The organism is Variovorax sp. MHTC-1, from assembly GCF_003984645.1.
Classification (GTDB): Bacteria; Pseudomonadota; Gammaproteobacteria; order Burkholderiales; family Burkholderiaceae_C; genus Variovorax.
Genome location: NZ_RWKI01000001.1, coordinates 523,933 through 535,460, shown reverse-complemented (window position 1 = coordinate 535,460; position 11,528 = coordinate 523,933). Strand labels below are relative to the sequence as shown.

General features: G+C 67.7%; 11 protein-coding genes. 4 read left to right on the top strand and 7 right to left on the bottom strand.

Translation table 11 applies throughout. The features are described 5' to 3' along the window. The 4 genes from EJI01_RS02530 to mfd all read right to left on the bottom strand — a co-directional run bounded on the left by EJI01_RS02530 (position 1) and on the right by mfd (position 5,771). Positions 1–468, bottom strand: coding sequence for a tripartite tricarboxylate transporter TctB family protein (locus EJI01_RS02530; RefSeq protein ID WP_126835517.1), 468 nt, complete (start codon positions 466–468; stop codon positions 1–3). Between the two features lie 15 nt (positions 469–483). Beyond that, entirely contained in the window at positions 484–1,455 is a 972-nt protein-coding gene (locus EJI01_RS02525; RefSeq protein WP_126835516.1) for a tripartite tricarboxylate transporter substrate binding protein, read from the bottom strand. A gap of 123 nt (positions 1,456–1,578) precedes the next feature. Beyond that, positions 1,579–2,289 (bottom strand): phosphoserine phosphatase SerB, encoded by a 711-nt coding sequence (gene serB, locus EJI01_RS02520; RefSeq protein WP_126835515.1) that lies wholly within the window; start codon positions 2,287–2,289, stop codon positions 1,579–1,581. Continuing rightward, positions 2,286–5,771 (bottom strand): transcription-repair coupling factor, encoded by a 3,486-nt coding sequence (mfd, locus tag EJI01_RS02515; protein ID WP_126835514.1) that lies wholly within the window; start codon positions 5,769–5,771, stop codon positions 2,286–2,288. The genes serB and mfd overlap by 4 nt, the downstream gene beginning before the upstream one ends. A gap of 98 nt (positions 5,772–5,869) precedes the next feature. Between mfd and ispD the strand changes: the two genes are divergently transcribed. Both ispD and ispF read left to right on the top strand, forming a co-directional pair. Continuing rightward, on the top strand, positions 5,870–6,583 hold the full coding sequence (gene ispD / locus EJI01_RS02510) for a 2-C-methyl-D-erythritol 4-phosphate cytidylyltransferase (protein ID WP_126835689.1): 714 nt from the start codon (positions 5,870–5,872) through the stop codon (positions 6,581–6,583). After that, positions 6,580–7,065: a 2-C-methyl-D-erythritol 2,4-cyclodiphosphate synthase gene (gene ispF, locus EJI01_RS02505; RefSeq protein ID WP_126835513.1), complete on the top strand. Its 486-nt coding sequence runs from the start codon at positions 6,580–6,582 to the stop codon at positions 7,063–7,065. Before ispD ends, ispF begins: the two co-directional genes overlap by 4 nt. Positions 7,066–7,180: 115 nt before the next feature. On the opposite strand, the gene EJI01_RS02500 is transcribed toward ispF, so the two are convergent. Further along, positions 7,181–8,581, bottom strand: a complete 1,401-nt coding sequence (locus EJI01_RS02500; RefSeq protein ID WP_126835688.1) for a sensor histidine kinase — start codon at positions 8,579–8,581, stop codon at positions 7,181–7,183. An 82-nt stretch (positions 8,582–8,663) separates the two neighbouring features. Then, positions 8,664–9,395 (bottom strand): two-component system response regulator OmpR, encoded by a 732-nt coding sequence (gene ompR / locus EJI01_RS02495; protein ID WP_028250078.1) that lies wholly within the window; start codon positions 9,393–9,395, stop codon positions 8,664–8,666. Positions 9,396–9,567: 172 nt separating this feature from the next. On the opposite strand from ompR, the gene EJI01_RS02490 reads away from it, so the two are divergent. Both EJI01_RS02490 and EJI01_RS02485 read left to right on the top strand, forming a co-directional pair. Then, on the top strand, positions 9,568–9,918 hold the full coding sequence (locus EJI01_RS02490; RefSeq protein WP_126835512.1) for a hypothetical protein: 351 nt from the start codon (positions 9,568–9,570) through the stop codon (positions 9,916–9,918). 104 nt (positions 9,919–10,022) lie between these two features. Next, on the top strand, positions 10,023–10,694 hold the full coding sequence (locus EJI01_RS02485; RefSeq protein ID WP_126835687.1) for an SIMPL domain-containing protein: 672 nt from the start codon (positions 10,023–10,025) through the stop codon (positions 10,692–10,694). A gap of 14 nt (positions 10,695–10,708) precedes the next feature. Here the strand turns inward: EJI01_RS02485 and EJI01_RS02480 are convergent, their stop codons facing one another. Then, the gene (locus EJI01_RS02480) at positions 10,709–11,479 is read right to left on the bottom strand and encodes a 3-hydroxybutyrate dehydrogenase (RefSeq protein WP_126835511.1); all 771 of its coding nucleotides are present in this window, start codon (positions 11,477–11,479) and stop codon (positions 10,709–10,711) included. Positions 11,480–11,528: the final 49 nt, after the last annotated feature.

Sequence of the window (11,528 nt, the reverse complement as noted above, 5' to 3'; positions counted from 1 at the left end):
TTACCAGGCCCAGCGCTGAAGAACGCCCCAGGGCAGGGGCACCTTGAGCAGCTTGTAGAAACCGGTGTGGATCACCAGCGTTGCGACGATGGCCACGAGCACCGCGGTGCGCGGTCGGACGCCGCATGCCCACTGCAGCGCGAAGAGCACCAGCACGCTGCACAGCACGAAGCCCAGCTTCTCCGACAGCAGGATGTAGAACACCGTGCCGGCGATGGTGAGCACGAAGGCCGCCAGATGGCGCGGGGAACGCATGCCCTCGCCGAGCCGAAGCCACGGCTGGTGCGCTCGCAGGCCTTGCCACATCAGCACCGCGGACGACAGCGCAAGGCCGCAGGCGACGAGTCCGGGGAACACGGCCGGCCCGTAGTCCTGGCCGGCCGCTGGCGGAAAGCCCTGGATGTGCCAGAGCACGGCCAGGGCCAGCACCAGCAGCACGCCGCCGATCAGGCTGTCATGGATGCGCATTGAACGGGGTCGCGCTTACTTGGCGATGCCCACTGCCTTCATCGCGACGGCGAAGCTGGCGTCCTTCTCGGCCATGAACTTTGTGAACTCGCCGCGGTCCGCATAGAGCGCGCCGAAACCGCGCGAGGCGAGGAAGTCCTGGTAGGCCTTGCCGTCGAAGATTTTCTTGAGCGTGGCGGCGAGCCGTTCGCTCACGTCCGCAGGCAGCCCCTTCGGACCGGCGATGCCGCGCCAGGCACCGGCGTTCCACATCTTTCCGGCGGCGTCGGTGTAGAGCGGCACATTGGGAAAGATGGCGTCGGCCTTGGAGCCAAGCAGCAGCAGCGGGCGCACCTTGCCGGCGTCGATCAGCGACCGCGCCTCGGGCAGCGAACACGACACCACGTCGACCCCGCCGGCCATCAGGTCCTGCAGCCCGGGGGCGGCGCCCTGGCTCGGCACCCAGGCGATCGCATTGCCGGGCAGCTTGTTGTCGACCAGCCACTGGGCGAGGCCCAGATGCCAGATGCCGCCCTGGCCGGTGCCGCTGGCTTTCATCTTCCCGGGGGCGGCGCGCGCGGCATCGAGCAGTTCCTTGGCGCTCTTGATGGGCGAATCGCTGCGCACGAAGATCGCGTTGGCATCGAAGTTCATCAGCGCGAGCGGCGTGTAGTCGGCACCCGAGAGCTGCGTGAGACCCGCGTGGCGCATCATGCCGATCTCGACGGTGATGATGCCCAGCGTGTAGCCGTCGGGCGCGGCCGAGGCGATGGCCTGGTGGCCGACCACGCCGCTGCCGCCGGTGCGGTTGACCACGTTGATCGGCTGCTTGAGCTCCTTCTCGAACTCGGCCGCGATGATGCGGGCCACGGCATCGGTGCCGCCGCCTGCGCCCCAGGGCACGATCAGCGTGATCGGGCGCTCGGGATAGGCTGCATGGGCGAGCCCGGGAAAAACCACGGCGGCAACGGCTGCACTCATGGCAGCGAGGGACTGGCGGCGCTTCATCTCGTCTCCTTCGTTGTTGGAAGGTCATTCAAGCACCCAAGGCGCCCGCCGCGAAACTGAAGATAACCCTAGGACATCGCAAGCCGCTTTTGCCGTAGGGAGAAACCGGTTTCCGGCTGCGCCTCAGCGCAGCACTTCCAGGAGCCGGTCGAGCCCGCCGTCGTCGATGGCGACCATGGCCTGTTCGCGCACCTTGGGCTTGGCGTGGTAGGCCACGGAAAGGCCGGCTTCGGCCATCATCGGCAGATCGTTGGCGCCGTCGCCGACCGCGATGGCTTCGCCCGGCGAGATGCCGAGCAGGGAAGCGACCTCCAGCAGCGTGCGGCGCTTCTCGGCGCCGTCGCAGATGTCGCCCCACGACTGCATCACCACGCGGCCGGTGAGCCGGCCGTCTGCCTCGTCGAGCAGGTTGGAGCGCGCGAAGTCGAGGCCCAGCCGGTCCTTCACGCGGTTGGCAAAGAAGGTAAAGCCGCCCGAGACCAGCAGCACCTTGAGGCCGGCGGCCTTGCAGGCGGCGACCAGCTCGGCCGCGCCGGGGTTGAGCTGCAGGCGCTGGTCGTAGACCTGCTGCAGCGCATCGACCGGCACGCCCTTCAGCAAGGCCACGCGGCGACGCAGGCTTTCCTTGAAGTCCTTGATCTCGCCGCGCATCGTGGCTTCGGTGATGGCGGCGACCTCGGCCTTCTTGCCCACCGCATCGGCGATCTCGTCGATGCACTCGATGTTGATCAGCGTGGAGTCCATGTCGAAGGCGATCAGCTTGAAGTCGGCGAGCGCGAGCGGCGGCGTGATGCCGCGCACGGCCAGGCCGGGGGAGATCTCTTTGGCGTTCATGCGACTACCGCTTCCTGTTGCACCTTGGGTTGCCCGAGGCTGCGCAGCACGTCGCGCACCATCTGGGCCCGCTCCTTGGGCTCCTTGAGTTCGCGCTCGATGCGAAGCTTCTCGTTGCCTGCGAGCTTGATGTGCTTGTTCTTCTGGATCAGGGCGATGATGTTCATGGAGTCGACCGGCGGGTCCTTCTTGAAGGTGATGTGGATCACGCCCGGCGCGGCATCGACCTTGACCACGCCGTATGGCCGCGCCAGCACGCGCAGCCGATGCACGTCGATCAGCGTATGCGCCTGGGGCGGCAGCTTGCCGAAGCGGTCGACGATTTCCTCCAGCAGCGTATCGATCTGGTCGGAGGTCTTCGCGGTCGCGAGCTTCTTGTAGAAGGACAGGCGCAAGTGCACGTCGCCGCAGTAGTCCTCCGGCAGGAGGGCTGGCGCGTGCAGGTTGATCTCGGTGGTCACCGACAGCGGCGCGAGCAGGTCGGGCTCCTGGCCGGCCTTGAGCGAGCGCACGGCCTCGGCCAGCATCTCGTTGTAGAGCTGGAAGCCGATCTCCATCATGTTGCCGCTCTGGTTCTCGCCCAGTACCTCGCCGGCGCCGCGGATCTCGAGGTCGTGCATCGCGAGGTAGAAGCCGGAGCCGAGCTCCTCCATCTGCTGGATGGCGTCGAGCCGCTGCGCGGCCTGCTTGGTCAGGCCCTCGGTGTCGGGCACCATGAGGTAGGCGTACGCCTGGTGGTGGCTGCGGCCGACGCGGCCGCGCAGCTGGTGCAGCTGGGCCAGGCCGAACTTGTCGGCGCGGCTCATCACGATGGTGTTGGCGCTCGGCACGTCGATACCGGTCTCGATGATGGTCGAGCACAGCAGCAGGTTGTAGCGCTGGGCCACGAAGTCGCGCATCACGCGCTCCAGCTCGCGCTCCGGCATCTGGCCGTGGGCGACGGCGATGCGCGCCTCGGGCAGGATCTGCTCGAGCTTCTGGCGCCGGTTCTCGATGGTCTCGACCTCGTTGTGCAGGAAGTAGACCTGCCCGCCTCGCTTCAACTCGCGCAGCACGGCCTCGCGGATCACGCCGGTGCCCTCGTTGCGCACGAAGGTCTTGATCGCCAGGCGCCGCTGCGGCGCGGTGGCGATCACGCTCAAGTCGCGCAGGCCTTCGAGCGCCATGCCCAGCGTGCGCGGAATCGGGGTGGCGGTGAGCGTGAGCACGTCGACCTCGGCGCGCATGGCTTTCATCGCCTCCTTGTGGCGCACGCCGAAGCGGTGTTCCTCGTCGATGATCAAGAGGCCGAGGTTCTTGAATTTGACCGATTGCGAGAGCAGCTTGTGCGTGCCGACCACGATGTCCACGCTGCCGTCGGCCAGGCCCTTGGCGGCCGCATTGATCTCCTTGGTCGAGCGGAAGCGGCTCATCTCGGCGACCTTGACCGGCCACTTGGCGAAGCGGTCCATCAGCGTCTGGTAGTGCTGCTCGGCCAGCAGCGTGGTGGGCGCCAGGAAGGCGACCTGCTTGCCGCCGGTGACCGCGACGAAGGCGGCGCGCAGCGCGACCTCGGTCTTGCCGAAGCCGACGTCGCCGCAGACCAGCCGGTCCATCGGCTGCGGCGAGATCATGTCGTGGACGACCGCGTGGATCGCAGCCTTCTGGTCGGCCGTCTCGTCGAATCCGAAGTCGTTGGCAAACACCTCGTAGTCGGCGGCCGAGAAGCGGAAGGCGTGGCCTTGGCGCGCCGCGCGCCGGGCGTAGATGTTGAGCAGCTCGGCGGCGGAGTCGCGCACCTGCTCGGCCGCCTTGCGCTTGGCCTTTTCCCATTGGCCGGAGCCGAGCTTGTGCAGCGGCGCCTCGTCGGCGCTGACGCCGGTGTAGCGGCTGACCAGGTGCAGCTGAGAGACCGGCACGTAGAGCGTGGCCTTGTCGGCGTATTCCAGGTGCAGCATCTCCTGCAGCAGCGGCTTGCCCTCGGCATCGGTGCCCTGGCCGAGGTCCATGTGAACCAGGCCGCGGTAGCGCCCGATGCCGTGCGCCGAATGCACCACCGGGTCGCCGATGGCGAGCTCGCTCAGGTCCTTGATCAGCGCCTCGACGTCGCTGACCTGCTCCTGCTTCTTGTTGCGCCGCCGGGTGGCCGGCGCGGTGGCGAAGAGCTCGGTCTCGGTGACGAAGTCGATGCCCTGTTCGCGCCAGGCGAAGCCGGCGACCAGCGCACCGGTCGCGATGCCGATCTTCTCGTCCAGCGAGGCCTCGAACTCGGCCAGCGTATCGAAGGCCGGAGGGGCGACGCCGCTGGCGCGCAGGAAGTCGAGCAGGCTCTCGCGCCGGCCGTCGCTCTCGGCGATCAGCAACACGCGGTGCGGCGTCGTGCGGATGTGCTCCTTGAGCTTGACCAGCGGGTCGTCGGCGCCGCGCACGACGGCGAAGGGCGGCAGCAGATCGAACTCGGTGTAGGGTGACTCGGGCGTGGCTTCGCCGCGCACCGCGAGTTGCGCCAACGGCTTGGCGCGCTGATAGAACTGCTCGGCATTCAAGAACAGCGCTTCCGGCGGCAGCGCGGGACGCTCAGGATCGCCGCGCACCAATCGATAGCGCTCGCCGGTGTCCTGCCAGAAGTGCTGGAACGCGGGCTCGAGCTCGCCGTGCAGCACCACCGTGGTGTCGGCGCCGAGGTAGTCGAACACCGTCGCCGTCTCTTCGAAGAAGAGCGGCAGGTAGTACTCGATGCCGGCGGTGGCGACGCCGTTGCCCATGTCCTTGTAAATGCGGCTGCGCGTGGGGTCGCCCTCGAGCAGCTCGCGCCAGCGGCTGCGAAAGCGCGCGCGGGCATCGTCGTCCATCGGGAACTCGCGGCCCGGCAACAAGCGCACCTCGGGCACCGGGTAGAGGCTGCGCTGGGTGTCGGGGTCGAAGTTGCGGATCGAGTCGATCTCGTCGTCGAACAGGTCGACGCGGAAAGGCATCGGCGAGCCCATCGGGAACAGGTCGATCAGGCCACCGCGTACCGCGTACTCGCCCGGGCTCACGACCTGCGTCACGTGGCTGTAGCCGGCCAGCGTGAGCTGGGCCTTGAGCTTGGATTCCTCGAGCTTTTGCCCGCTCTTGAAATGGAAGGTGTAGCCTGCCAGGAAGGCAGGCGGCGCCAGGCGGTAGAGCGCCGTCGTGGCCGGCACCAACACCACGTCGGCCTCTTTCTGGCTGATGCGCCAGAGCGTGGCGAGCCGTTCGCTGATCAGGTCCTGGTGCGGCGAGAAGTTGTCGTAGGGCAGCGTCTCCCAGTCGGGGAAGAGGGCGCAGCGCAGCTCGGGTGCGAAGAAGGCGATCTCGTCGATCAGCCGCTGGGCGTCGTTCGCGTCGGCGGTGAAGACGGCGGTGGCGCGGCCTGCCGCCTTCTCGCGCTCGGCCAATTGGGCGAGCAGCAGCGCGTCGGCCGACAGGGGCGGGCGGGGCAGCGTGAAACGCTTGCCTGCGGTGAGTTGGGGAAGGTCCATGAAGTGTTGGAGAAATGCAGAACACCCCGCGCCGGCCGGCGAGGGGTGTGACGGCCGATTCTAGAATGGCTGCCTTTTTGCCGCTCGCGCCCGACCCCATGATCGCTTCCCGTCTTTTCGTGTTGATCCCCTGTGCGGGCTCGGGCAACCGCGCGGGCGGCACGGCACCCAAGCAATACCAGCGCATCGCCGGCCGGCCGATGGTGCGCCACACACTCGACGCGTTCCGCGCGCTCGCGGGGCGCTTTGCGGGTATCGCGCTGGTGGTGTCGCCGGAAGATCGCGAGGTCTCGGCCGCCTTGCCGCGCTTCCCGGCCGAGAGAGAACATCTGCTGCACGTGGGCGGCGCAACGCGCGCCGCCACCGTGCGCAACGGTCTCATGGCCTTGCGGCAGCTCGGCGCCGGCCCCCACGACTGGGTGCTGGTGCACGATGCCGCGCGCTGCCTGGTCACGCCGACGCAGATCGAAGCCCTGATTGCCGCCTGCGAGCACGACGCCGTCGGCGGCCTGCTGGCCCATCGCCTGCCGGACACGCTCAAGGTCGCTTCGCCGGAGGGCCGGGTGGCGGGCACGCTGACCCGCGCCGACAAGTGGCTGGCCCAGACGCCGCAGATGTTCCGCATCGGCATGCTGCTCGACGCGCTGGAGCGCGCCGGCGATGCGGTGACCGACGAAGCCGGCGCGATCGAGGCGATCGGCCTCGCGCCGCTCCTCGTGCCGGGCAGCGCGCAGAATTTCAAGCTGACCTATGCCGAGGACTTCGCGCTGGCCGAGGCGCTTCTGCACAGCCGGCGCGTCGCACAGCCATGACCGCTTTCAATATTCGTGTAGGCGAGGGCTGGGACGTCCACCAGCTGGTGGCGGGCCGCAAGCTGATCCTGGGCGGCGTCGAGGTACCGCACAGCACCGGCCTGCTCGGCCATTCGGATGCCGATGTGCTGCTGCATGCGATCACCGATGCGTTGCTTGGTGCGGCCGGACTCGGCGACATCGGCCGGCACTTTCCCGACGCCGATCCGCAGTTCCGCGGCGCCGATTCCGCCGCGCTGCTGGCCGAGGCCGCGCGCCGCGTGCGTGCCGCGGGCTGGCAAATCGGCAACGTCGACAGCACCGTGATCGCGCAGGCGCCGAAGCTTGCGCCGCACATCCCGGCCATGTGCGCGCGCATCGCGGCCGCGCTTGAAATCGCCGTGGATCAGGTGAATGTCAAGGCGAAGACGGCCGAGAAGCTCGGGCCGGTCGGGGAGGGCCGGGCGATGGAAGCGCGCGCCGTCGCGCTGCTTCACCGCTGAAGAACAAGCTCTCCCTCAGGCTGCGCGCACTTCGTGTCGCTACGCCAACCCCCTCGCCGGGGGCAACACCAGCGGCCCGGCAAAGCCGGTTCCGCGGTGTTTCCCGAACCGGGCGCTACTTGACCGCCGGTACTTCGGGCTTGACAGCGGCGGCACGCGGCATGCGTATATGCGCCGCGAGGCCGCGCCCCGGCGTGCTGGTGAGCGCGAAGGTTCCGCCCATGCGCTCGATGTTCTTCGTCACGATCGACAGGCCGAGCCCGGCGCCCGCGGCCGAGGTGCGTGCCACGTCGCCGCGGAAGAAGGGCTTGCTCAGCTGCGACAGCAAGGCGGGCGCGACGCCGGCGCCGTGGTCGCGCACCTTGATGAGCACCGCGTCGTTGTGCGCCTGCGCCTGGATCGCGACGTCGGCGACGCCGGTGGACGGTGTCTTGCCGTAGCGCCGCGCGTTCTCGATCAGATTCGAGATCACGCGCTGGAGCTCGACCTCGTCGGCCATCACGCGCAGGTCGGCCGGCACCTCCACCGTGATTCGGATGTCCTCGTGGTCCTGCACCGCGTAGGTACATGCATCGATCACGTCGCGCAGCAGCACCGGCTTGAAGTCGACATGGTCGGGGCGCGCGTAGTCGAGGAACTTGTCGATGATGGCATCGAGCTGCGCGATGTCGGCCGCCATGTGGTCGCGCGCGTCCTCGTCGGTCACGCTCATCTCGGTTTCGAGCCGAAGGCGCGCGAGCGGCGTGCGCAGGTCGTGCGAGATGCCGGCCAGCATCACGGCGCGGTCCTGCTCGATCTTCGCGAGTTGGTCGGCCATGCGGTTGAAGCCGACGTTGACCGCCCGGATCTCGTTGGTGCGCGCACGTTCGTCGAGCCGGTGCGCCTCGTACTCGCCTTCGCGCACCTGCATCGTGGCCCGCGACAGCTGCTTGAGCGGCAGGTTGATGAGGCGAGTGATCAGGGCCGCGCCGGCCAGCGACAGCATCATCGTCGTCACCAGCCAGACCAGCCAGGTGCGCCCGCCCAGCCGCGTGAAGCGCGTGGGGTCGAGCAGCAGCCAGTACATGTCGCTCTCGATGGTGAAGCCGATCCAGAGCCCGGGCTCGTCATTGACGCGGCTGGCCACAGTCGTGCCTTCGCCCAGGCGGTCGATCAGCTCCTCGGTCACCCGCTGGTCGAGCGCACCGGTGGTGTAGGGGACGAAGCGGTCGTTCGGCTCGCGCGGCAGTATGCGCACGCCTTCCTGGTCGGCCAGCGTCTTGATCAGCGACACGCGGGTGATGGCGTCGGAATACACCAGCGCCGCGCGCGTGAGATTCACCAGCGAGGCGATCTGGTGCGCGGTCTGGATGGCGCGCGGCTCGTACTCGAGCGCGCGGAAGGTCTGCAACCAGGCGACCGTGCAGCCGATCAGGAGCAGCACCAGCAGGAAAAAGGTGCGCCAGAAGAGACTGAGGCCGAGCTGCAGCCTGGGGCGGCGCCTGGACTGGCCCAGGCCCTCCAGCGGGCTCGGCAAGGTGACCTGGGGGCCGTCTTCGCCGAAGGGGCTGGGCTGTGTCGTCTTGGGGCCGAGGGTGGCGGCCACGAGCGTCAGCGTTTCAGGTCGTGCCGTCCGGCACGAACACGTAGCCGACGCCCCAGACCGTCTGGATGTAGCGCGGCGCCGCGGCATCGGATTCGACCAACTTGCGTAGGCGCGAGATCTGCACGTCCAGGCTGCGGTCGAAAGGTTCGAACTCGCGGCCGCGTGCCAGCTGGGCCAGCTTTTCGCGCGACAGCGGCTGCCGCGGATGCCGCACCAGCGCCTTGAGCATGGCGAACTCGCCGGTGGTCAGCGAGAGTTCCTCACCGTCCTTCTTGAGCGTGCGCGACCCGAGGTCGAAACTGAAGGGGCCGAAATTCACGGTTTCGTTGTCGGTCGAAGGCGCGCCCGGCGCCTCGAGCGGCGGGCGGCGGCGCAGCACCGCATGCACGCGCGCCAGCAACTCGCGCGGGTTGAAAGGCTTGCCCAGGTAGTCGTCGGCGCCGACCTCGAGACCGACGATGCGGTCCACGTCCTCGCCCTTGGCGGTGAGCATGATGATCGGTGTGCGGTCGTTGGCGGCGCGCAGGCGGCGGCAGACCGAGAGGCCGTCCTCGCCCGGCATCATCAGGTCGAGAACGATCAGGTCGACCGTGTCGCGCAAAAGTATGCGGTTGAGGGCCTTGCCGTCTTCCGCAACGATGACCTCGAAACCTTCCTGGGTCAGGTAGCGGCGCAGCAGGTCGCGGATGCGGGCGTCGTCATCGACGATGACGATCTTGTCTGTGCGGGCTGGAGCTTGATTCATTTCTACAACGCTGAATTTGTAACAACGCCGATTCTGAAGCCGTTAGGAGCCCATTGAGCGGCTTTTCATAATGCTTTGACACTAAGTTACAAAACTTGCGGGAGCTCGCCGTCCAGACGTCTGCGCCATGCGCAGCGGTGGCACAGTGACTTTGCCTCCCTGACTCAGCATCATGAAATCGTCTGTACTCGCGTTGTCCGTCTTGCTCGCTTGCTCCTCGGTTCCCGCCGCGGCCGAACCCTGGGGATTCCTGCGGGTGAGTGACCCGCGGCGCAACGAGGTGCGCGACGCGGTGGAAGCCCACCGGGCTGCCAAGCGCGAGGAGGTGCGACGCCAGGAAGCGGCGGCCGGCCGGCGTCTGACCGCCGCCGAACTGGCCGAGCTGCGGCAGCAGGTGCGCCAGCAATGGACGCCGCGACAGGACATCGTCCACTCGGCAGAATCGCAGCCGGCCGAGCGGATGACGCCCACGCCCTCGTCGACCGGCAGGGTGAGGGTGGCGCCGCGCAGCCAGCGCCCGTGAGCGTCGCCCCCTTGCGGGCGCGACGCTTTTTCTCTTTTCTCCACTTGGGTTTCCTTGCCTTGAACAACAAGACTGTCAGACGAATCGCGGCCTGTGCCGTGTTGATGATGAGCGCCGGCGCCGCCATGGCACAGGTCGCGCCCTGGGCGCCGCCGCAAAACGTGCTGCAGCTGTCGGCCACGGGAACGGTCGAAGTGCAGCAGGACCTGCTGAGCATGACGCTCAGCACCACGCGCGATGCGGCCGATGCCGCGACGGTGCAGGCCCAACTGAAAACTGCGCTCGACGCTGCCCTGACCGAGGCGCGCAAGAATGCGCAGCCGGGCCTGCTCGACGTGCGCACCGGGAATTTCAGCCTCGTGCCGCGCTACACGCGCGACGGCAAGATCACCGGCTGGCAGGGCACCACCGAACTGGTGCTGGAAGGCAAGGACTTTCCGCGCATCACGCAGACGGCGGGTCGCGTCTCCACGCTCACGGTGGGCGGCATTGGTTTCGGCCTGAGCCGCGAGCAGCGCGCCAAGGTGGAGGCCGAGGCGCAAACGATCGCGATCGAAAACTTCAAGCAGAAGGCGGGCGAGTTGGCCAAGGGCTTCGGCTTCGGCGGCTACACCTTGCGCGAAGTCTCCGTCAACGCCAATCAGGGCGAGCCGATCCGGCCGCGCATGATGGCGATGGAGGCTTCGTCGAAGATGAGCTATGACGCGGCGGTGCCAGTCGAAGCGGGCAAGACCAGCGTTGTCGTCAACGTCTCGGGCTCGGTGCAGCTGAAGTAAAGCCCGGGGCTGTACTACTGCGCGGTCCAGCCGCCGTCGACTTGCCACGCCACGCCGCGGACTTGATCTGCTGCCGGCGAGCACAGGAATACTGCGAGCCCGCCGAGCTGTTCCACCGTGGTGAACTGCAGCGAAGGCTGCTTTTCGCCCAGCAGATCGTTCTGCGCCTGCGTGATCGAAATGCTTTCGCGCGCGGAGCGGTCGTCGATCTGCTTCTGGACCAGCGGCGTCAGCACCCAGCCGGGGCAGATCGCATTGCTTGTGATGCCGGTGGTCGCGGTTTCGAGCGCCACTGCCTTGGTGAGGCCGACGATGCCGTGCTTGGCCGCCACGTAGGCGGATTTCTGGGCCGAGGCGACGAGGCCATGCGCCGAAGCGATGTTGATGATGCGGCCCCAGTTGGCTTCGCGCATGGCAGGCACGGCGAGACGCGTGGTGTGGAAGGCGCTGGTGAGATTGATCGCGATCACCGCGTCCCAACGCTCCGGAGGGAAGTCCTCGACCTTCGCGACATGCTGGATGCCGGCGTTGTTGACGAGGATGTCGATGCGGCCGAACTTTTCGGCCGCGAACTTCATCATGTCTTCGATCTGCGCCGGCTGGCTCATGTCGGCGCCGTGATAGTCGACCTTCACGCCCAGCGCGTCGATCTCTGCCCTCGGCTTGTCGGCATCGCCGAACCCGTTGAGCACGATGTTGGCGCCCTGTTGCGCCAACGCCTTCGCGATACCGAGGCCGATGCCGCTGGTGGACCCCGTGACAAGCGCGGTTTTGCCTTTGAGCATGATGGTCAATCTCCGGATGAATTAGGATGCAACGAGACAATTATCTTCA